The sequence below is a fragment of the Virgibacillus sp. SK37 genome (assembly GCF_000725285.1).
Lineage (GTDB): Bacteria > Bacillota > Bacilli > Bacillales > Amphibacillaceae > Virgibacillus_Q.
Window position 1 is genome coordinate 3,327,703 of sequence record NZ_CP007161.1, and the last position, 22,608, is coordinate 3,350,310.

General features: G+C 39.6%; 23 protein-coding genes. 1 reads left to right on the forward strand and 22 read right to left on the reverse strand.

Features of this window, described 5'->3' with window-relative positions:
- Positions 1 to 298 precede the first annotated feature (298 nt).
- The 3 genes from murA to X953_RS16440 form a co-directional block, all read right to left on the reverse strand.
- Positions 299 to 1,627: a UDP-N-acetylglucosamine 1-carboxyvinyltransferase gene (gene murA / locus X953_RS16430; RefSeq protein WP_040956538.1), complete on the reverse strand. Its 1,329-nt coding sequence runs from the start codon at positions 1,625 to 1,627 to the stop codon at positions 299 to 301.
- Between the two features lie 34 nt (positions 1,628 to 1,661).
- On the reverse strand, positions 1,662 to 2,378 hold the full coding sequence (locus X953_RS16435; protein ID WP_040956539.1) for a YwmB family TATA-box binding protein: 717 nt from the start codon (positions 2,376 to 2,378) through the stop codon (positions 1,662 to 1,664).
- A 102-nt stretch (positions 2,379 to 2,480) separates the two neighbouring features.
- The gene (locus X953_RS16440; protein ID WP_084715733.1) at positions 2,481 to 2,711 is read right to left on the reverse strand and encodes a DUF1146 family protein; all 231 of its coding nucleotides are present in this window, start codon (positions 2,709 to 2,711) and stop codon (positions 2,481 to 2,483) included.
- Positions 2,712 to 2,771: 60 nt separating this feature from the next.
- Here X953_RS16440 and X953_RS16445 point away from each other — a divergent pair, with 60 nt between their 5' ends.
- Positions 2,772 to 3,131, forward strand: coding sequence for a hypothetical protein (locus X953_RS16445; RefSeq protein WP_040956540.1), 360 nt, complete (start codon positions 2,772 to 2,774; stop codon positions 3,129 to 3,131).
- Positions 3,132 to 3,425: 294 nt separating this feature from the next.
- Here X953_RS16445 and X953_RS16450 read toward each other — a convergent pair whose 3' ends face one another.
- The 19 genes from X953_RS16450 to X953_RS16540 form a co-directional block, all read right to left on the reverse strand.
- A complete protein-coding gene (locus tag X953_RS16450; protein WP_019378201.1) occupies positions 3,426 to 3,821 on the reverse strand; it encodes a F0F1 ATP synthase subunit epsilon in 396 nt (131 codons plus the stop codon).
- A gap of 94 nt (positions 3,822 to 3,915) precedes the next feature.
- Positions 3,916 to 5,325 carry a F0F1 ATP synthase subunit beta gene (atpD, locus tag X953_RS16455; RefSeq protein ID WP_040956541.1) on the reverse strand — a complete coding sequence of 470 codons (1,410 nt, stop codon included), beginning with the start codon at positions 5,323 to 5,325 and terminating at the stop codon, positions 3,916 to 3,918.
- 27 nt (positions 5,326 to 5,352) lie between these two features.
- Positions 5,353 to 6,210, reverse strand: coding sequence for an ATP synthase F1 subunit gamma (gene atpG / locus X953_RS16460; protein ID WP_040956542.1), 858 nt, complete (start codon positions 6,208 to 6,210; stop codon positions 5,353 to 5,355).
- A gap of 103 nt (positions 6,211 to 6,313) precedes the next feature.
- On the reverse strand, positions 6,314 to 7,822 hold the full coding sequence (gene atpA / locus X953_RS16465; protein WP_040956543.1) for a F0F1 ATP synthase subunit alpha: 1,509 nt from the start codon (positions 7,820 to 7,822) through the stop codon (positions 6,314 to 6,316).
- A gap of 18 nt (positions 7,823 to 7,840) precedes the next feature.
- Positions 7,841 to 8,386 carry a F0F1 ATP synthase subunit delta gene (locus X953_RS16470; RefSeq protein WP_040956544.1) on the reverse strand — a complete coding sequence of 182 codons (546 nt, stop codon included), beginning with the start codon at positions 8,384 to 8,386 and terminating at the stop codon, positions 7,841 to 7,843.
- Positions 8,383 to 8,910: a F0F1 ATP synthase subunit B gene (gene atpF, locus X953_RS16475; protein ID WP_040956545.1), complete on the reverse strand. Its 528-nt coding sequence runs from the start codon at positions 8,908 to 8,910 to the stop codon at positions 8,383 to 8,385. Before atpF ends, X953_RS16470 begins: the two co-directional genes overlap by 4 nt.
- Positions 8,911 to 9,040: 130 nt before the next feature.
- Positions 9,041 to 9,247 carry a F0F1 ATP synthase subunit C gene (gene atpE / locus X953_RS16480; RefSeq protein WP_019378207.1) on the reverse strand — a complete coding sequence of 69 codons (207 nt, stop codon included), beginning with the start codon at positions 9,245 to 9,247 and terminating at the stop codon, positions 9,041 to 9,043.
- A gap of 94 nt (positions 9,248 to 9,341) precedes the next feature.
- A complete protein-coding gene (gene atpB, locus X953_RS16485) occupies positions 9,342 to 10,064 on the reverse strand; it encodes a F0F1 ATP synthase subunit A (protein WP_040956546.1) in 723 nt (240 codons plus the stop codon).
- 23 nt (positions 10,065 to 10,087) lie between these two features.
- Positions 10,088 to 10,456: an ATP synthase subunit I gene (locus X953_RS16490; RefSeq protein WP_040956547.1), complete on the reverse strand. Its 369-nt coding sequence runs from the start codon at positions 10,454 to 10,456 to the stop codon at positions 10,088 to 10,090.
- 854 nt (positions 10,457 to 11,310) lie between these two features.
- A complete protein-coding gene (locus tag X953_RS16495; RefSeq protein WP_052350189.1) occupies positions 11,311 to 13,494 on the reverse strand; it encodes a S8 family serine peptidase in 2,184 nt (727 codons plus the stop codon).
- 499 nt (positions 13,495 to 13,993) lie between these two features.
- Positions 13,994 to 15,100: a non-hydrolyzing UDP-N-acetylglucosamine 2-epimerase gene (gene wecB, locus X953_RS16500; RefSeq protein WP_040956549.1), complete on the reverse strand. Its 1,107-nt coding sequence runs from the start codon at positions 15,098 to 15,100 to the stop codon at positions 13,994 to 13,996.
- Positions 15,101 to 15,135: 35 nt separating this feature from the next.
- Positions 15,136 to 15,765 (reverse strand): uracil phosphoribosyltransferase, encoded by a 630-nt coding sequence (gene upp, locus X953_RS16505; protein WP_040956550.1) that lies wholly within the window; start codon positions 15,763 to 15,765, stop codon positions 15,136 to 15,138.
- A gap of 217 nt (positions 15,766 to 15,982) precedes the next feature.
- On the reverse strand, positions 15,983 to 17,218 hold the full coding sequence (gene glyA / locus X953_RS16510) for a serine hydroxymethyltransferase (RefSeq protein WP_040956551.1): 1,236 nt from the start codon (positions 17,216 to 17,218) through the stop codon (positions 15,983 to 15,985).
- A gap of 68 nt (positions 17,219 to 17,286) precedes the next feature.
- Complete coding sequence (locus tag X953_RS16515) at positions 17,287 to 17,862, reverse strand: TIGR01440 family protein (protein WP_040956552.1); 576 nt, start codon at positions 17,860 to 17,862, stop codon at positions 17,287 to 17,289.
- Positions 17,863 to 17,893: 31 nt separating this feature from the next.
- Positions 17,894 to 18,334 (reverse strand): ribose 5-phosphate isomerase B, encoded by a 441-nt coding sequence (rpiB, locus tag X953_RS16520; RefSeq protein ID WP_040956553.1) that lies wholly within the window; start codon positions 18,332 to 18,334, stop codon positions 17,894 to 17,896.
- Positions 18,335 to 18,364: 30 nt separating this feature from the next.
- On the reverse strand, positions 18,365 to 19,660 hold the full coding sequence (locus X953_RS16525) for a methyl-accepting chemotaxis protein (RefSeq protein ID WP_040956554.1): 1,296 nt from the start codon (positions 19,658 to 19,660) through the stop codon (positions 18,365 to 18,367).
- 15 nt (positions 19,661 to 19,675) lie between these two features.
- Complete coding sequence (locus tag X953_RS16530) at positions 19,676 to 20,281, reverse strand: low molecular weight protein arginine phosphatase (RefSeq protein WP_040956555.1); 606 nt, start codon at positions 20,279 to 20,281, stop codon at positions 19,676 to 19,678.
- Positions 20,282 to 20,437: 156 nt separating this feature from the next.
- A complete protein-coding gene (locus tag X953_RS16535) occupies positions 20,438 to 20,989 on the reverse strand; it encodes a manganese efflux pump MntP family protein (protein ID WP_040956556.1) in 552 nt (183 codons plus the stop codon).
- Between the two features lie 480 nt (positions 20,990 to 21,469).
- Positions 21,470 to 22,495, reverse strand: coding sequence for an L-threonylcarbamoyladenylate synthase (locus X953_RS16540; RefSeq protein WP_040956557.1), 1,026 nt, complete (start codon positions 22,493 to 22,495; stop codon positions 21,470 to 21,472).
- Positions 22,496 to 22,608 lie beyond the last annotated feature (113 nt).

Genomic DNA, 22,608 nt, shown 5'->3' on the forward strand with positions numbered 1-22,608 from the left:
TCAGGTTATTATTTAACCACTTTACCAGTGAAGGAAAAACACGAATACTCCTGCGGGAAAAGCAACGGCTGAAGATCCCGCAGGAAGTGATGTTCTTCCGAGGAAGCTGAAGCGTTGCCCGCGGAAAGCGAAGTGGATTTTCCGAAACGGCCATTTACAAACAACAAAAGTTAGTTCACAGTTTATATATTTCGCGAATCATTGCATAGCCCCAAATATTATGGTTCTTTAGACAACACAAAAAACAGATGAACATAGATATGCTCACCTGCTTCTTGGATTAAATATGGTAATTTTATTATGATAACTCTGCAATAATGTTTTGTTTTTGATAATCTACTTTTACAAATGGATTAATTACATCTCCACTTTCATCAACGCGTTCGATATCTGCTCCTAGTGCAGCCAATTTACCTGCAAAATTCACATAGCCGCGATCAAGGTGTTTTAATTCAGTCACTCGTGTATACCCATCTGAACACAGACCAGCTAGGATTAATGCTGCTGCTGCACGAAGATCGGTCGCTGCAACCTCTGCTCCTTGTAGCTTACTTGGACCTTCAATAATAACACTACGACCCTCAATCTTCATTTTTGCATTCATTCTACGGAATTCTTCCACATGCATAAATCTGTTTTCAAAAACTGTTTCCGTAATAACACTAGTCCCTTGCGCACATAGCATTAATGCCATCATTTGTGATTGCATATCTGTAGGAAAACCTGGATGTGGCAAAGTCTTTATATCTGTTGCTTTTAATTGCTTCGGTCCAATAACTCGAAGGCCGTTATTCTCTTCCTTCACTGTTACGTTCATTTCTTCCAGCTTTGAAATAACGGAGCGTAAATGCTCACTTTCTGCATTTTCAATTAAAATGTTACCACCGGTAATTGCTGCAGCAACCATAAATGTTCCTGCTTCAACGCGATCTGGAATAATGGAATGCTCTACACCGTAAAGCTTTTCCACACCTTCGATACGAATCGTCTCTGTACCTGCACCAACTATTTTAGCGCCCATTTTATTTAAATAGTTTGCTAAATCTACAATTTCAGGTTCTTTTGCACAGTTTTCTAAAACTGTTTTACCTTCTGCCAACGCTGCTGCCATCATAATATTTTCCGTAGCACCGACACTAGGCATATCAAGATAGATTTTAGCACCTTGGAGGCGCCCTTTCACGTGTGCTTCTACAAAACCATTCCCAACATGTACTTCTGCTCCCATTGCTTCAAAGCCTTTTAGATGCAGATCAATAGGTCGTGAACCAATCGCACACCCACCAGGCATAGCAACATTCGCATGACCATAGCGTGCCAATAAAGGTCCTAATACCAATACAGATGCTCGCATCTTTCTCACATATTCAAACGGAGCTTCCGTTGTTAGCTGATTGGAAGCATCAACAGTAACTGTATTATTTTCAAAATGGACATCTGCATTCATATTGCTTAGTACTTGATTTATTGTATATACATCCGCCAATTCGGGAACATCTTTGATGACACTCTTTCCTTCACTTGCTATTAGGCTTGCAGCAATTACAGGAAGGACCGCATTCTTTGCACCCTCGACCTTTACGGTGCCCTTTAATTGGTGTCCGCCTCTTACGATGATTTTTTCCATATTTCAAATCTCCTTCAGATCCAATTTCATAATATTAATATTCATTTATTAGGATAGGTGTTCCTATCATGTATGTCTGTGTTCCATCTTCATGCTGTTTTACTGCCACTTGCACATTCATCGGTGTATTTTTTACTACAATTTTTTCGCTCCATAGTGGTGTATACCCGTAAAGGATTTTTTTATGCACCGAATTTACCATGTTGTCATATTGTGTATGTACATGTTGAATATGGAGTTTTTTTGTCAAATCTTTTAAAAAATAATCACCTTTAATTATACCATCATTACTAGTTGTCAGACAAGCAAATTTTTTTGACGTTTGATTGAAATATCGATCTGATATTTTTTTTAGCTTTCTTACGTATTTTTCTTGAGTCTCATGGCTCCAATTCGTACCTTTAATTACTGCGATGAACTCTAGAGAATACATATTATCCTTAGGAATGACAACATTATATTGTTCGTTTATTTCACTTGATTTATGTGTGCTCTCAAAAGAATAGTTTAAACTTTTTTCAGTTTCTTTCCTAGTGACTAAATACCTATTGTTTAAATCCAGAATTAAATCATCTATCTTTTTTCTATCAATCTTTTGTTTTATTGTGGTTTGCCAGGATGTGATCGTCAGATTATTTTCCAACACCGTATTAGCGATATCAGTTAACTCATCCTCATAACCTTGTTTTGCTATTGTTTCTGTTGTAATAAAAAATAATAGAATACTAATAAGTGCCACTTTCTTAAACATAAAAAAACCCCCTGTAATACTATACTATTTATAGTATGGACAGCGGGTTTCTCTAGTATACAATGCAAATCTCGACATTTACTAGTTTACTATTGTTATGTTTTAGAAAAAATAAATCAGGTCACTTGACCATTGTAGAATATCAAGGAAAAATCTACTCACACCTGTTCCAATTACGATAGCGATTAACAGGAAAAAAACCTGCGCTTCCTTTGCCTTCCCTTTACGGATGATCGGATCGAAATTAATTGCGAGCATTAATTTCCATGATAAATAAATAAATATTAAATGTGATATCATACTGAATAATGCCATTTGTCCAATTGAAAACATAATAACCACCTTCGTTAAATTACCTACTAGATACTCTGCCATTTAACATGATAAAAGTCAATGAATTATATAATAGTGAAAACGCTTTTTATGGAAAAACACGGAGTCTTTGTAGAAATAGAGAATAATTTCCCGGGAAATAACGACAATTATTTACAGCATGTCAATGAAAATTTCTTATCATATACCGTTACCTGCGACTGCTTTCTAAAACAGGTTTTCCCATACCTCTATTTATTACCTCAGTTTAAGGAAGTGGATAAACTCATTGATTTCCGCTTTAGTGGGACGCTTTCCACCGGCATGGCTTCAGCCGCTTCCTCCGCTACGCTCCGTGCAGGGTCTTCAGCTCATGCTATTCCGGTAGGAGTCACCCCCTTCCGCTCCAATCAATTTGTATCTGCTTTAAACCATGAATAACGGGTTATTATCTAACCACTTTACCAGTGAAGGAAAAACACGAAGACTCCTGTGGGAAAAGCAACTGCTGAAGATCCCGCAGGAAGTGATTTTCTTCCGAGGAAGCTGAAGTGTTGCCCACGGAAAGCGAAGTGTATTTTCCGAAACGGAAATTTAAACTCCTACCAAGTTAAATTGCAGCTTATCCATTTTCGAATCGATGGATAATAACCTAAGCATATATATTAGAATCAACAATTACTGCAACAGCAAAAAGCTTCTGCATCATATCATGCAGAAGCTTTTTTGTTTGTATTATTGGCCCACATTAATGCGGTTCAATGCTCTTTTGAGTGCTAATTCTGCCCTTTGGAAGTCGACATCATCTTGCTTAGACTGTAGGCGGCGTTCTGCACGTTCTTTTGCTTCTTTGGCACGTTGAACGTTGATATCAGATGGTTTTTCTGCAGATTGAGCAAGAATTGTTACCTTTTCCGGCCGAACCTCCATAAAACCGCCACTAACAGCAAGATGCTCCACACGGTTTTCGTGCTTTAAACGTACTGCACTAATTGTTAATGGAGCAACTAGTGGAATATGCCCTGGTAAAATCCCAAGCTCTCCACTTTCTGCTTTACAGCTAACCATTTCAAAACTATCTTCCAAGACTGGACCATCAGGAGTAACAACACTCACAGTTAGTGTTTTCAATGTAACCCCTCCTAAGACAGGCATGAAGCTGGTCGCTGAATTTATGTAAAACATGCGACCATTCTAATTTAGACAGACTTCTACCTTATGTCTATTATTCCATTCCTTTTGCTTTTTCAACTACTTCTTCAATACGGCCTACAAGACGGAATGCATCCTCTGGAAGGTCATCGTATTTACCTTCAAGAATTTCCTTGAAGCCTTTTACAGTTTCCGCTACTGGAACATAAGAACCTTTTTGTCCTGTAAATTGTTCTGCAACGTGGAAGTTTTGTGATAAGAAGAACTGTACGCGACGGGCACGAGCTACGATTTGCTTGTCTTCATCACTAAGCTCATCCATACCTAGGATTGCAATGATATCCTGAAGTTCTTTATAACGCTGAAGTGTACTCTGTACTTCACGTGCTACTTCATAATGCTCATTACCAACAACTTCCGGGTCCAACGCACGAGAAGTTGATGCTAGTGGATCTACCGCTGGATAAATACCTTGCTCAGAAAGCTTACGATCCAAGTTGGTTGTCGCATCCAAGTGAGCAAATGTTGTAGCTGGTGCCGGATCGGTATAGTCATCCGCTGGCACGTAAATTGCCTGAATTGACGTTACAGAACCTTTATCAGTTGAAGTGATACGCTCCTGTAATTGTCCCATTTCAGTTGCTAATGTTGGCTGATAACCTACTGCTGATGGCATACGGCCAAGTAGTGCAGATACTTCTGAACCTGCTTGTGTAAAACGATAAATATTATCAACAAAGAATAGTACATCCTGACCTTGCTCATCACGGAAGTATTCTGCCATTGTAAGACCAGTTAATGCAACACGCATACGCGCTCCAGGTGGCTCGTTCATTTGTCCGAAGACCATAGCAGTTTTTGTAATAACACCAGAGTCTTTCATTTCATAGTAAAGGTCATTACCTTCACGTGTACGTTCCCCAACACCGGCGAATACAGACAGACCACCATGCTCCTGGGCAATGTTATTGATTAACTCCTGAATTAATACGGTTTTACCTACACCGGCTCCACCAAATAAACCAATCTTACCACCTTTAATGTATGGTGCTAAAAGGTCTACAACTTTAATTCCTGTTTCAAGAATTTCTGTTTCTGTAGACAGGTTTTCAAATTTTGGTGCTTCACGGTGAATCGGATCTAGACGAGTATCTGGCGCCAAAGGTTCATCAAGATCAATTTTTTCCCCAAGTACGTTAAATACACGTCCTAAGGTAACCTCACCTACTGGTACAGATATTGGTCTCCCGAGATTTTCTACGATCATGCCACGCTTAACACCATCTGTGGAACCCATTGCGATAGTACGAACATTATTATCACCAAGATGTAGAGCGACTTCCAATGTTTGGGTAGTTGCTTCGGAACCATCTTCGGGTTCAACAATGATGTTCAAAGCGTTATATATAGCTGGGATCTGGCCGTCGTCAAATTTAACATCTACGACTGGTCCCATAACTTGTGTAACGTGTCCTTTGCTCATCGATTTCCCTCCTAACTTACTATCGAGCTATTCTAATGCAGCTACTCCACCGATAATTTCAGTGATTTCCTGCGTGATAGCTGCTTGGCGTGCACGGTTATAAGACAAAGTTAAATCTCCGATGAGATCATCTGCGTTATCCGTAGCACTCTTCATTGCTGTCATACGAGCAGCATGTTCACTTGCCTTACCATCTAGTAATGCTCCATAAATAAGACTTTCTGCATATTGTGGTAAAAGAACTTCCAAGATTTGTTCTTGACTTGGTTCGTACTCATATTGGCTGCTTGATCCATTATGAGGAATATTCGTAATAGGAAGTAGTTGCGTTGTTGTTACTTCCTGGGAAATAGCACTAACATAGTGATTATAGAAAATGACTAGCTCATCAATCTCTTCATCAATATACATTTGTACTGTTTCAGACGCCAATTCCTTAATTTCTGAGAAATTAGGCTGATCAGGCACACCAATAATACTCTTAGCTACAGGCATCCCTTGTTTTCTACAGAATTCATAACCCATCCGCCCGATTGCGATAACTGTATATTCATCTGCGGACTGATGGTTTTCCTGTACTGTCTGATGAAGGCGTTTCAGTACACTACTGTTATAGGCACCTGCTAGTCCTCTATCAGAAGTAATTACAAGATAACCAGTCTTTTTTACTTCACGCTTACTGAGCATTGGGTGACTTGCATCCATATTGCTTGTAGCAATACTTGCTACAACCTCTTGGATTTTCTCACTATATGGAACAAATGCCTTCGCATTTTGTTCTGCTTTACTCATCTTAGAGGCGGAAACCAGTTCCATCGCCTTTGTAATTTGTTTTGTTTTTTTGGTCGAATCAATTCGACCCTTAATATCTCTTAGTGATGCCAAGCTTTTTCACCACCCTTTCATTAAAAGGTTGCGTCTCGTTTTTAGTATCATGAATCTGTATCACCAGAATGTATAGATTCTAACGATACAGATTATATTCCTATTATTCTGTAGGCAAGAATGTTTTCTTGAATGATTCTACTGCTTCGTTCATATCTTCTGTTTCTGGAAGTTTTCCAGTGTCACGGATAGACGCTAGTAATTCAGCGCGATTTGAATCTAACCATACATGGAATTCTGCTTCAAAACGAGTAATGTCTTCTACAGCAATATCATCAAGGAATCCTTTTGTTAGTGCGTAGATGATCATTACTTGTTTTTCAACAACCAATGGTTTATGCAATCCTTGTTTTAGAACCTCAACTGTGCGGGCTCCTCGATCAAGTTTTGCTTTTGTTGCTTTATCCAAATCAGAGCCGAATTGAGAGAATGCTTCCAGCTCACGGAATGAAGCAAGGTCAAGTCTTAACGTACCTGCAACTTTCTTCATTGCTTTGATCTGAGCAGATCCCCCTACACGGGAAACAGATAGACCTGCATTTATCGCCGGACGTACCCCAGAGAAGAATAGATCGGATTGCAAGAAGATCTGTCCATCTGTAATTGAGATAACGTTTGTCGGGATATATGCTGAGATATCGCCAGCCTGTGTCTCAACGAATGGTAATGCAGTTAATGAACCGCCACCTAAATCATCATTTAATTTTGCAGCACGTTCCAATAGACGTGAATGTAAGTAGAAGACATCCCCTGGGAATGCTTCACGGCCTGGTGGACGACGTAACAATAGGGAAAGTTCACGATAAGCAGCAGCCTGTTTAGAAAGGTCATCGTAAACAACCAATACATGTTTGCCGTTATACATGAATTCTTCACCCATGGATACCCCAGCATATGGAGCAAGATATAATAATGGAGCTGGATCAGATGCACCAGCAGATACAACAATGGTATAATCTAATGCACCATAACGGCGTAGTGTTTCAACTGTACCTCGTACTGTTGATTCTTTTTGCCCAATAGCTACATAGATACAAATCATATCCTGATCTGCCTGGTTCAAAATAGCATCTACTGCTACAGTTGTTTTACCAGTTTGACGGTCACCAATGATTAGCTCACGCTGTCCACGTCCAATTGGTACAAGTGCGTCAATTGCTTTAATACCTGTTTGCAATGGCTCATCAACGGATTTACGATCCATTACGCCTGGAGCAGGTCCTTCAATTGGGCGTGTTTTCGATGTTTCAATTGGCCCTTTCCCATCGATTGGCTGTCCAAGTGGGTTAACAACACGTCCTAGCAATTCCTCACCAACTGGTACTTGCATAATACGTCCTGTACGACGAACTTCATCGCCTTCTTTAATGTCTGTATATGGGCCAAGAATAACGATACCAACGTTACTCTCTTCCAGGTTCTGTGCCATACCCATTACACCATTGGAAAATTCAACAAGCTCTCCAGCCATAACGTTGTCAAGACCGTGAGCACGTGCGATACCGTCACCAATTTCAATAACTGTTCCGACATCACTTACTTCAATATCTGAATCAAAGTTTTCAATTTGTTCCTTTATCAGCTTACTAATTTCTTCAGCTTTGATGCTCATACCATTTCACCCCTATCATCATTTGTTTGCAGTAACAATTTCCCGCTCGATTCTTTTTAGTTTTCCACTAACGGAACCATCATAAATAGTGTTACCCATACGAATTTTCATCCCACCGATAAGGGAAGAATCAACCACATTTTCAAGCTGGATCTCTTGCTTATTAAATCGCTTAGCAAAAGAAACTTCCAGTTCTTTGCGCTCCGCATCTGATAGTTCACGAACCGAGTATACAGTTGCTGCTGCACTTCCTTTTGCATCATTCACTAATTGGATAAAATGATCAATAATGGATGAAGTGATCTCAATTCGATGACGTTCTACAAGTATCTTTAATGTATTAACGACATCCGTATGAAGACCTTGAAACACTTCTGCAAGGAATTGTTTCTTTTTCTCATTATTAACACGAGGATGCTTCAGGAATGTATATAACGCTTCATTTGTTTCAAATACTTCTTTTACTACAAGCAGATCTTCTCCAAACTGCTTTATTGTAGTCTTTTCATTTCCGATTTGGAAAAGAGCATCTGCATATCGTTTGGCAACTACTGCTTCACTCATAGCTCTTCTCCTACCTCTTTAATATAATCATTGATCAGTTTCTCTTGATCCTGTGCACTAATCTCTTTCTCAATTACCTTGCTGGCAATAAGAACAGATAGTGATGCAACTTTATCCTGTAAAGCCTGTAATGCTTTTTCTTTTTCATTCTGTATATCAGCTTGTGCTGCCTTTTTAATACGATCAGCCTCAGCCCGTGCAGCTTGAATAATTTCTTCTTCCTGACGAGTTCCGGCATTTTTCGCATCTTCAATCATTTTTTGTGCTTCTTGCTTTGTTTGCTTCAATTGCTCCATTGCTTCCTTAGATGCTTTTTCCGCATCTGCACGGCTTTTTTCAGCTGTTTCAATTTCGGATGCCACGTAATCTTCACGCTTTTTCATCATGTCCATTACTGGACCCCAGGCAAATTTTCTTACCAATAAAAGCAAAACAATGAAGAAGAACAATTGCATGAGCATGTCGCCGACATGAAAGCCACCAAGTGCGGCATAAATAGTTGAATACTCAGTGAATGCTTGCACAGAATTCACTCCTTTCACTTCTTAATTAGTGAATTACATATATAATCATGTTCGATAATTAATAAGTATAAACAACGGCGAAGGTTCTATGGAAGATGATCTTCGCCATTTGAGTGTTGTATCTATTTAACTACATTACCATTAATGCGATAACTACCGCGATGATCGGCATTGCCTCAACCAAACCTACACCAATAAACATAGTTGTTTGAAGTTGACCTTTTAGTTCAGGTTGACGAGCAATCCCTTCAACTGTACGACTCACGATTAAACCGTTACCTACACCAGCACCTAATGCACCTAATCCTACTGCGATTGCAGCTGCTAAAGCTCCCATAATATAAATCCTCCTCAAAATAGTTGTATAAGTTTTTTAAAAAATAATTTCCGGTTTCAATAGAGTTACTATTAAAACTGGTTAATTAACATAATTAGTGATCTTCGCTTACTTTATGTGACATGTAAACCATTGCCAACATGGTGAAGATAAATGCCTGTATTCCTCCAATAAACACACTGAATCCTTGCCAAGCCAAGAATGGTATTGCTCCTCCAAGGAAGCCCAACACACCTGAAGTTGTTAAACCTACTAATAGAGATAACAGTACTTCACCAGCATACAAGTTACCGAACAAACGCAAACCAAGTGTTAACGTGTTCGCAAATTCTTCCACAATCTTAATTGGAAATAAAAATGGTAGTGGACGGAAATAGTCTTTTACATACTCACTTCCACCTCTTAACTTAATTCCATAGAAATGGGACAGTACAATAACCATTGATGATAGGGTTAAAGTAATTCCCGGGTCAGCTGTAGGTGATTTCCACCATACATCATGGCCGACAACTCCATTTGTTGCTACCCCCAGCAGGTTTCCAACTAAAATATATGTGAACAGTGTCAATGCCAATGGAAGAAATAGCTTACCAGTCTTCCAATCCATCGTGTCATTAATAATGCCTTTTACGAAGTCCAGAACCCACTCCATAACATTTTGTGCACCGGTTGGCTTCATTTGAAGTTTTCTGGCACCCAATACACAAAGGACAAAAACAATGAGTGATGTGATAAACATCATTAATACATTCGACATATTGAAATCCAGCCAGGAAATTCCAAATACATCTTCTACTATCGGTGCTGTATGATCCACCTTATTCACCCCTCTTTCATGTATTAATTCTTATTCTTAAAAATAGCAAAATCTATCATAATGACCAGGTAGGATGTCATTAATCCAATTAGAACGGAAATGATATGAAAGTACGTGTCAAAACGCATTGCGATGATGATTACTAATGCTGCTGCCGCAAACCTCGAAACAGTACCGAGCCCTCTTGCAGGCTGCTTATCCGCAACCGCATCTGTAAAGTCGGCTATTTTCTTCTGCAGTAGATATAAATTGTAGAAACTTACTGAACTTCCTAATAAAAGACCTAGGAAAATGCGGGAGTATGGCGTGAATCCAGCTCCGAGTACGAGCAGTGCAAGAAGGTAGAACATCCATTTTCGCTGACGTGCTATCATGTTTTCATATTGCGACATAATTCCCTCTTCTCTCGTATTTTTTGCAGAATTCTCACAAGAATAGTTTTTCTTGCTTTCACCTCATAGAAAGCTAAATTGCGCATTTTTCACAATAGCTTATAAAAAAATATAGGAAGTGTGCGGAAAGTCACAGCAACTGTAAAAAGAACTCGATATAATATGTATATCTTTATCATATATTAGAGAAATTCCCTATCTATTAATGAAACCCCTTACTAGTCCACACTAAGCAAGTGTACATGAGCACAACCCTATTGTCAATTGGTTTTAGCTTAGTTTTCACTTGCATATTACTTCCAATATTTTTTGAATATACTGGTAGAAACAATCCTGTTTACTAGGCAGCATTTTGCTAAACATCTTGTCCTATTTAATACATTTCATACCTCTGGGTAATTTGGATCTTTTCCTGTTTTTGCCATTATGGATCATGCACCAAGGGGTATTCCTCCATTTGGATTGTCAATCTGGAAATGACACTGAAATCCCCCTATCATTATAAAGGAAATCCTACTATATTTAAGTGACGTTTTTGTGAACACTTTTTGAACTTCTCCATTTAAAATATAGAATATTATTTCCAGTTGAATTAACCCCTATTTGATAAGTTTTTGGAGGTGACGCAAGATATTTAATATCGGTGATCCGTCATCGTAAGAGGTAATTATCTGCCGCAGAATAACCTCCTGCCACAGAAAGGCTTCTATGGCAAGGAGGTTAGAGCATGACTTCTTTGAAAAAGATGATTTTTTATTTGCAGTTATAAGTGTTTAGAGCTGCCCCTCATCCTCTATAGAAATTATGAAAAACAATATCCAGGTTCCACACTTTACCTAATACAGCAATGTCTTTTAGCGTTTTTCTTCAATTTGCAATTGAGTTTCATGACTGGTAATTGAGCCATCTTTCAAATAGACGGTGATTAGTGCTTTATATTGACCAGGCTTACCTACTGCCGATTTCCTTATCTGTCCTTCATTAATCCCTGTCTCCAGCTCTTCCATCTCCAGTATGGTTCTATCAAAAAGAAGTGTATCAGGGTCATACAGGTCAATCTTCACTCGCTTAGCTGGTTCAGCCATATATATTCGATACATATACATATCCTTAGAAAATGACTTCCATGTAAATTCAAATCCCATGGCTTTTGGATGATCTGCCGACTTATTGACAAACAAATAGGGAAGCTGATACGCTTTTTCGCCTTCCGTAAGCTTTAACCATCCTTGGTGCAAACCTTCTTCTAGTTGGGTAGTGGAGATAGACAATTTAATAGGAACTTTTCTTTTTTCTCCACCCTTTAAGGTGAACGATAGTGGTAAATTCCAACTTATCCCTTTTTCTTTCATTGGAATATCAAAAGAATACGTCTGTGGTTGATTTGTCATATTCTCTATTATTAACTTTTTCTCCTTATTCGTTGTTCCGCCATCCGCTTTTCCAAATGCAAGTAATGAATTATAGATAATTGTGTCTGTATCGATCGCCTGAGCCGGTCGAATTTCTCCGGCTCCTTGCACAATCGGATCCAAGCGTGCTCCTTCCTCTGTTTCCATCTGAGCTGTAGTCGTTTTCAACGCCCCAAACAACTGATTAACTGTCCAATCCGGCTTCGCTTCTTTAAGCAGGGCAATAGCCCCCGCGACATGTGGTGCTGCCATGCTCGTACCTTGTAACTCTTTATATCCCTCAGGAACTGTACTTATAATGGATGTCCCTGGAGCAAGGACATCTGGCTTAATATCCCAGTTTACGGTTACTGGTCCCCTAGAGCTAAAATTGGCAATGGAAACTGGCGTTTCTTTATAAATCGTTTCGACTCCTTTCGTTCCTTGTTTCATTTGTTCAATCAACCATTGGCCGCTTTTTTTAGTAATTTCTGCTACTGGTACGGTTAGTGGATCACTTTCATTCTCTACCATACCTTGGAATAATCCATCCTGATTATTATAAATTAACACTGCAACTGCTCCAGCCTTCTCTGCTTGTTTTGCTTTTTCATAAAAAGGAATTTTCCCTCGTTGAAGAAGCGCTATTTTACCAGATATATCTTTTCCGTCCTCTGCTTCGGCTATCGGGTAATATTTATCTAATGTCCATGGAAGAGATCCAACCATTGGTAAAAGAGGGATTTCCTTATTCATTACAGGTTCATACAAGAAAGGAGTTTTTGCAGGTGCACTTGTAGCGCCTACGGACAATGCTTTTGATGCTGTTGCCGGTGAACCAACTGTCCAGTTATTCGGTCCGTTATTTCCATTTGCAATTACTACAGCAATCCCTAGCTCTATGGCTCGATTTACGGCAATGCTAGTAGGGTAGTCCGGTCCATTTACGGTGTTTCCAAGAGATAGATTCATTACATCCACCCCATCTTTGGCCGCCCTTTCCATTGCAGCGATCACTTGAACGGAAGTCCCACTTCCCCCTGGACCAAGTGCCCGATATGCGTATATCTCTGCATTTGGGGCAACACCTTTAAGCTCCCCATCAGCAGCAATAATCCCTGCAACATGCGTACCATGTAATGTTGGAAGTCCTTCTTCAGGAAGAGTCTCCATCGGATCTTCATCCAAATCAACCAAGTCATATCCTTGCTGATAATTCTTTTTTAAATCTGGATGTGTATAGTCTATTCCTGTATCAATCACACCAACTTTCACACCATCCCCTGTGTAACCCGTATGGTTTATGGCAGATGGAAGCACAGCCTGGTGATCTCCATCCTTTTCAGTTATGCTTATTGCCTCATATGTTTGCACCCCATGCATACTTTTTATAAATTCAAGTGACTCCATTTTCTCCAGATCTTTTTCTTGAGCTTGTAAGGCCAATCCTTTAAAAAGAGTGTCATATGTTTCTACTACTTTTACAAACGGATGGTATGTTTTAATATACTTTTTATGTTCGAGTGGGTCCCCTTCAACTTCAATGATTACAGATTGGAGGTTTTCCTCATTTGAAGCTGCGTACGTTAATTGCACGGAATAAACGATGCTTGTAATTAATACTGATATCAAAAAAATATGCCGCATATACATGTACTCCTTTCCTAGGTAGTTTTAGGAATAAGAAGAAGTTTATACATGCAGCGACGGCTGGATTTTTTAATAAAAGGAAGAGTATTATGTAAGCATAAAAAGATTTTAACGACATTTTTCAAAAATAATGGTAATCAAATTATAGCCAGTTCCTACATTTCTCCAAAGGATATTTCTGCTCTCCTGCTGATTCATTTCTTCTCCGGCGGATTCTCTCGCTCTCCTGCTGATTTATTTCTCCTCCGGCGGATTCTTTCGCTCTCCTGCTGATTTACTTCCCCTTCTGCGGATTCTTTCGCTCTCCTGCCGATTTATTTCTTCTCCGGCGGATTCTCTATTCCCAGTTTCACCTGATTTTCCCCACTATTTCGCATTTTCCTCCTACTATGAAATGACGAGATAACATTTGTGCTCCAACATTTGCAATGGACCAAGAAAAATCAGCCTATATAGTAAAAAGACAATTCCACCTCGACAGGCAGAATTGTCTTTTTTAGTTAAAATAATTCACGATGGCATCAGCAATGCGGCGAGATGCTTCTCCATCTCCATATGGGTTGGAGGCTTTAGCCATTTCATCATATGCCCCTTGGTCAGATAGCAACTCATCAGCCAAGTTAAATATAGTATCTTCATTTGTTCCAGCCAATTTCAACGTTCCTGCATCAATTCCTTCTGGCCGTTCCGTTGTATCCCGTAACACGAGGACAGGAACACCTAAAGAAGGAGCTTCCTCTTGGACTCCGCCAGAATCAGTCAGGATCAGATGGGCACGTGCAGCGAAGTTATGGAAATCTACAACACTCAATGGTTCGATTAATTGAATTCGCTCATCATCACCTAAAATCTTATTTGCTGTTTCCTGAACAACTGGATTAAGGTGTACAGGGTAAATGACTTGAATATCATCATGCTTTTCAACCAACCGCTTGATCGCACGAAACATCTGTTGCATATTGTTACCCAAGTTTTCCCTGCGATGTGCTGTCATTAGCACGAGCCGCTTATCACCCATTGCATCAAGAATAGGGCTTGCATATGCTTCATCCACCGTTGTTTTCAAAGCATCAATTGCCGTATTACCAGTTACAACGATTTGCGATTCCGGTTTATTCTCACCCAGAAGATTTTGTTTTGACTTTTCAGTAGGAGAGAAATGCAGATCTGCCATCACCCCAGTAAGCTGACGGTTCATTTCTTCCGGATATGGAGAGTACTTATCCCATGTTCGAAGTCCTGCCTCCACATGTCCCACTGCGATTTGATTATAGTATGCAGCTAGAGATGCGGCGAAGGTGGTTGTCGTATCCCCATGAACAAGCACCATATCCGGCTGCGTCTCCTTCATTACTTCATCAAGGCCTTCAAGCGCCCGTGTTGTAATTTGCGCAAGGGTTTGTTGCTTTTTCATGATATTTAAATCATAATCAGGTGTTATTTGGAAGATATCAAGAACCTGATCAAGCATTTCCCGATGCTGTGCCGTTACTGTGACAATCGGTTCAAATTCCGGTCGCTTTTTTAATTCCAGTACAAGTGGGGCCATTTTAATCGCCTCTGGTCTTGTACCGAATATTGTCATTACTTTAATACGTTTCATTTGTCTCTCCACTCCAATAAAAGCGTATTTATTTATTATTTAGTGCCAAACAAACGATCTCCTGCATCTCCAAGTCCTGGCACGATATAACCATGCTCATTTAACTTTTCATCAAGCGCAGCTAAATAAATATCAACATCAGGATGTTCTTCTTTAAGCATTTCCACACCTTCAGGAGCAGCAACCAGGCACATCAAACGAATATTCTGAGCTCCTCGTTTCTTCAATGAGTGAATGGTCTCATTTGCTGAACCACCAGTAGCAAGCATTGGATCAATGACGATTAATTCACGTTCATGAATGTCAGATGGTAATTTAATATAGTATTCAACAGGCTGTAGTGTTTCTGGATCGCGGTATAGACCAACGTGTCCAACTTTAGCTGCAGGAATCAACTTTAGCATACCGTCTACCATCCCTAAACCTGCACGTAGGATAGGCACCAAACCAATTTTCTTTCCTGCAAGCACACTGGCACTAGCCTCAGTCACTGGTGTTTCTACAATTTTCTCTTGTAATGGTAAATTTCTTGTGATTTCAAATGCCATAAGCATTGCAACTTCATCTACCAGTTCGCGAAATTCCTTCGTCCCAGTGTTTTTATCTCTTATATAAGTTAGCTTATGCTGAATTAACGGATGATCCAACACGAAAACATTACCCATTCTTCCGATCACTCCTTAAGTATAATTCTATCCTTAAAATTGTACTCAAAAATCGACAAGCTTTCAAGCGATCTCCGAGGTTTTGTCGAAAACACTTCATAAAACTTCTTGTTTACTAGTTTGCACAAACGATTTGTATATATTTCTCACTATTACTTTTCACCAATCAAAAGACAGCATAACCCGCCATTTGAGGCGTGCTATGCTGTCTATTTTCTTATGCGTAAATTGGTAACTTACTCGTTAACTGCTGCACTCGTTCTGCAGCTTCTTTTAGTTTTGCTTCATCTTCATGATTTTTAAGTGTAAGTGAAATAATTGCAGCAATTTCCTTCATTTCCTCAACCCCAAAGCCACGGGTAGTAACAGCTGCAGTACCAATCCGTACACCACTTGTTACAAATGGGCTTTCTGTATCAAACGGAATTGTGTTTTTATTTGTAGTAATTCCAATATCATCCAAAACTTTCTCTGCAACTTTTCCTGTAAGACCAAGTGTAGTCACATCCAATAGTAATAGATGGTTATCGGTACCACCGGAAACGATACGAATTCCTTCTTCATTCAATGCTTCTCCCAGCTTTTGGGCGTTTTGAATAATTTGCTGAGAATATGTTTTAAAGTCATCAGATAATGCCTCTTTAAAAGAAGTTGCTTTGGCTGCAATAATATGCATCAATGGACCACCCTGCATGCCAGGGAAAACAGACTTATCGATTTTCTTTGCATATTCTTCTTTACAGAAAATCATCCCTCCACGCGGACCACGAAGCGTTTTATGTGTTGTTGTTGTAACAAAGTCAGCATATGGTACTGGATTCGGATGAAGGCCTGCGGCTACAAGTCCCGCGATATGTGCCATATCAACAAGCAAATAAGCACCAACAGCGTCGGCAATTTCGCGGAATTTAGCAAAATCAATAATACGAGAATAGGCACTTGCCCCAGCTACGATTAATTTCGGTTGAACTTCTTTTGCCTTCTCTAAAACAACGTCATAATCCAGCTGCTCTGTTTCTTTATCCACACCATAATCAACGAAATTATATAAGGTTCCACTGAAATTGACGGGGCTACCATGTGTTAAATGGCCACCATGGTTCAAGTTCATACCAAGCACAGTGTCTCCAGGCTCTAAAACAGTAAAGTATACCGCCATGTTCGCCTGTGCACCGGAATGTGGCTGAACATTTGCGTGGTCAGCACCGAATAGTTGCTTTGCGCGATCACGGGCAAGGTCTTCTACGACATCCACATGCTCACAGCCTCCATAGTATCTTTTTCCAGGATAACCTTCTGCATATTTGTTCGTTAAGACAGAACCCATTGCTTCCATCACTGCTTCAGAAACAAAGTTTTCGGAAGCGATTAATTCAATCTTATCCTGCTGACGCTTTTTTTCAGCCTGAATTGCTTCATATAATTCATTGTCTGCTTGTTTAACATGTTCCATGATATAGCCTCCTATGTAATGAATAAATTTTTAAACTATTTACATTGCAGTTTACCATAAAATTTTAATTACGTGCACCTGTTATTTGCACTCGTATTTTCATAATTTGCCCGTTGGCCTCCAATTAACTTAGGTCGGGTTCTTGCTATAGTAACCCGGGCATTACCGATATACTTTTGCTTAAAGCGCACTGGAACAGCAACATGCTTTAGATGCATGCCGATCATTGTCTCTCCGATATCCATTCCTGCATGAGCTTTTACCGACTCTACGACAACTGGATCTTTCATATATTTATAGGCATAGGAAGCCATAGATCCACCTGCTGTTGGAACAGGGATAACCGATACTTCTTCCAGTTGATGCGCTTCCTGTGTTTCTCTTTCCATGACAAGTGCTCTGTTCAAGTGCTCACAGCATTGGTAAACTAGTTTAATACCAGTGTTTTCTTTTAAAGATTCCAATGCTTCGAAAATATGTGCAGCAACAGATTCACTTCCTGACGTACCAATATGCTTACCGGCAACTTCACTTGTTGAGCAGCCAATGACAAAAAGATTCCCTTTAGAAAGAAGTCCAGCGTGCTTCCATTCCTCTACGATCGCTTCCAAGTCTTTCGTAATTTGTTCGTGATTATTTGTCATCGCTTATTCACCTGCCAATTAGAAAAATAGTTTATTTATCTTCATACGTACCAATTTTACCAATTCGATTAGCATGACGCCCACCATCAAATGGTGTTTCCAGCCAAACCTTAGCAATTTCACGAGCCAAGCCAGGACCAACGACACGCTCTCCCAAAGCCAAGACGTTAGAATCATTGTGCTGTCTGGTTAGCTTCGCAGAATACACATCATGGGTTAACGCACAGCGGATTCCTCTTACCTTATTCGCTGCAATGGACATGCCAATCCCTGTTCCGCATATAAAGATACCTCTATCAAACTCTCCTTTTGCAATTCGTTCCGCAGCAGGCAAAGCATAATCCGGATAATCGACGGAGGATTCACAGCTGCATCCAGTGTCTTCATATTCCATTCCCATCTCATCCAAAAGGTCCTTCACTTCATTTCTCACAGTCATTCCCGCATGGTCTGCTGTAATAATTACCTTCATATGACAAAACTCCTTTTTATAAATCTATCTCTATGATACCGTAAATTTCGTCAATTGTTTACTTAAACCGTTTGCTTGTTCTTCCAGTTCATGAGCCAATTGATCCACCCGTTCAATTGTTGCGGCCTGTTCATGTATGGATGCATTCATTTCTTCTGCTCCAGCCGACGTTTCTTCCGCAATTGCTGCTACCTCCTGTGATTGTTTCACCGTGTTTTGAATGGATTCCAATTGCTTATCTACTAATTTTGAAATCATATCAATTTCTGCAGCTACTTCTTGAACAGATCCTGACATTTGCTCAATTGCATGATTGGTATTTTCACCCTGTTCTGCTTCTTTGTTCGCATAAATGACATTATCATTTATCTTCTTCACTACCAAATCCACATCCTGCTGGATAGCTGTAATTAGATCAGATATACGATGAACGGCCTGTCCACTTTGATCAGCAAGTTTACGAACCTCCTCGGCAACAACAGCGAATCCTCTTCCATGCTCTCCGGCCCTTGCGGCTTCAATAGATGCATTTAGTGCCAAAAGATTTGTCTGTTCAGCAATACCACCTACCATGGAGATAATTGATTCCACCTGTAATGCATTTTGCTTTAAATGATTAACATCAGCCAAAGACGCTTCTTGATCTTCTGCAAGCTTATGAATACCTGTCACCAACTGATTTACTGCCTTTCTGCTATATGTCAGAACTTCAAGCATATTCGTTGATTTATCCTTTGACTGGCTTGCTTTATGCTGTACCTCACCTGCCAGTTCAGTTGCCATTTCAACAGATTCCGCTGTATTTTGAATTGCTTCCGAAGAGCTTTCTGCACCTCTTGAGATATCATCAATGGAAGAGCGAATTATCAAAGAATGCTGTGCAGCCTGATCAGACACTTCCTTCATATAGATAACCGACTTATTTGTCTTATTAAAATGTTCATCAATTCCTTGCACCATTGCTGTTAAGCTTTTTAACATTTTATCAAAAGCAATGCCAAGAGACCTTATCTCATCATCCGATTTAGAAATTTCAATTTCCTGCTCCAAATTACCATCTGCAGCCATTGACGCTGCTTTTTCCAATTTTTCCAAAGGGCGGGTAATCATTGTCGCAGCAAAATATGCTAAAACACCGGACCAGAATATTCCAAGGGATAAAGTAAGAATGGTGAATAATTCCTTAGAAATTTGCCAAAATGCTTGGACATAATCATAAATGACATACAAAAAGAAAGCACTACATGAATAAGTAATAATTGCCAGTACAGTTGTTAGAAGTACTAATTTAAGACGCAAGCTGAATCGATATTTCTTTTTTTCCATATCCGTTTCCCCTGTCTACTTCGATATTTTACTGATAAGCAGATCGATATACTCCTCCAGTTCGTTTCGAGTTTCTTTATAAACATGAACACTTCCCCCAAACGGGTCGGAAATATCGTAGCTGATTAAATCTGCTTCCAGTTGTTGAATATGGAATAAATCATTCTGCAGGTGAGCAAATAACTTTTCCTCCAATGTTGCCTGATCCATCTTATGTTGATTTTTTTGAATAAATAAAGAGCGTTTCTCCTCATATTCCGCATAAACCTGCTTTAACTTACTCCATACCTCTTTATCGGCTTCAGAGACATATTCCTTTAGTGTAAAGTACTTTTCTTGGTAGTTTGGATATTCCATAATTAATGACTGCTTATGTTGTGTTGTCATTGTCAATACAAGATCTGCCCAATTCAATAATTTTTTTGTTATTGGCTGAGATAAATGGCTCATTGAAATATTTTTCTCCTCCAATGCTTCAACAGCCTTATAGCTTGGTCTTTGGTTTTCCGCTGCAAAGATTCCCGCTGACCTCACTTCTGCTTCTGGCATTTTATGCTTTAGTAGCGCTTCAGCCATCGGACTTCTACACGTATTTCCAGTACAGACAAATAATATCTTCATAGGTTACCCTCCGTATTCATATCTCTCTATCAAATATATCATAATTATAGACCAAAAGCGCAAGCGTCCGTTTATTAACTTATACTTTAAAACTTCTTCATCTTTACTTATTAAAAAAGAAGAGATCTCTGCTATTAAGAAACCTCTTACCAATACTCATCCAAATATAAGTCTCATACCAAATCCAATAAGAATACTTCCCCCTAATATTTCACTGTATACGCCAAGCACACCTCTCACCTTTCTCCCTAGTAACATACCAATCCAGGAAATGAGCATGCTTACCAGCCCAAACAACCCAAGAGCAAGTGCTGTCTTAACACCCGAAATACCTAAACTTAAACCTACTGAAAAACTATCCATGCTTACACTGAAAGCTAATAAAAGTAACCCTGCGCCAATCGGTTGAATAATCCGCTTCTTTTCCTGGCTAAAAGCGGAGAAGAACATTTGAGCACCAATTACGAACAAAAGGATCCCACCTGCAAGTTCTGTCCAATGGCCGATTTGTCCCGAAATCACTTTTCCAAGAAAAATCCCGATAGATGGCATAATAATATGAAAAGCCCCAATTACCATCCCAATAATGGCAATACGTTTTAAGCGCAACCGTTGCATGCCAAGACCCAAGCATATAGAAAAAGCATCCAACCCCAATGCAATAGCTAGAAACAAGAGTGATATAAATTCACCAATATAACCTGACATAGATTGTCCTCCTTGGATATGCTTATAAACTATATGCATGTCCAAAGCTTGATATGCTTGGTATATAGAACAACCTGGCTTTACCTACAGCACCAGAGCATGATGATAAATGGCATTTTTTATTCATCTAAGATATTTTTTTCTTTAAAATGATTTATAAAATAGATAAACTCCTAAACAATAATTGAAGAAATTAAGAAGAGGCTGGGACATAATTAAATAATCCCATTCCAAGACAAACGTCCTAAAGTATGGGAGCCCCGCTCCGGAAAAACGCTTCGCTTTCCGTGGGCGCTGCTAAGCCTCCTCGTGCTATGCACTCCGGAGTCTTATCTAGGCTTTGTCTCCCACAGGAGTCTGCGCGTTTTTCCTCCGCTAATTACAAAAAGAAATCCGACCCATAATTCATTAGTAGAACGAATTGGTCCGGATTTTCAATGTATAAAAATTCTCTTGTCCCATCCTCACTTCATCTTCATTTTACAGTTCAATATATTGACTCGCCGCTTTTTTTAACCGATTCATAATTGCTTGCCCGATTCCCTGTTCTGAGAAAGCTTCACATACAATTACATCTACATCTCCCTGTTTGAATGCACGTAAGGCGTCATATAAATTTGATGCTATTTCTTCCGCATCAAATCCAAGAGAGATAATTTTATCAGCTTTAACCAAATGAGAGGTATGCTCGCTTGCCATGAAGCCTACTTTTTTCCCCTCTGCTCTTACCTCGTTGATAAATTTGTCTATATCTCCTGGCTTCCCTTTCACGAGCCATAAATCTATATCTGGGGAATAGTGCCGGTATTTCATGCCTGGAGCTTTCGGTTTTTCATCTTTATTTGCAAGAGCTGGGTCGACCATTACAGTACCTACGGCTGCTTCTAATTGTTCACGGGTAATTCCCCCAGGTCGTAAAACTACTGGAATATCCTGCGTACAATCAATGACTGTTGATTCAACACCTACGCCAGTAGCACCGCCATCAACAATTCCGGCTATTCTTCCGTATAAGTCCCCCCATACATGGTCTGCAGAGGTAGGGCTAGGTTTTCCCGACAAATTAGCGCTTGGTGCTGCTATTGGTATATTACAAGCTTTTAGCAACTGTTGCGCTACTGGATGACTAGGCATACGCACACCAATTGTGGATAACCCAGCAGTTACATTCTCAGCGCATACTCCATTGCTCGGTAAAACAAAGGTAATCGGCCCAGGAGCAAATAAATCTATTAATTTATCCACATAATCAGGTACCATGGTAACCAGCTTCTGTAGCTGCTCCTTTGTAGCAACATGAGCTATCAGCGGATTATCCTGTGGTCTGCCTTTTGCTTCAAATATCTTCGCTACCGCTTTCTCACTCGTTGCATCAGCTCCCAATCCGTAAACCGTTTCTGTAGGGAAAGCTACCGTATCTCCTGCCAGAAGTATAGATACAGCTTCTTCCATATCTTTTGTATGGTCTTTTTCTATATTCATTACATTCCAACGCTTTGTTTCCATCCTTGCTACCTCTTTTCTATGCTGATTACATTTTAAAAGATCCAAAAGGATTTAGCAAAGGTATATGGTTTATAGAGTACAGAAAAACGAATAAAACAGCCTGCAAATATTAT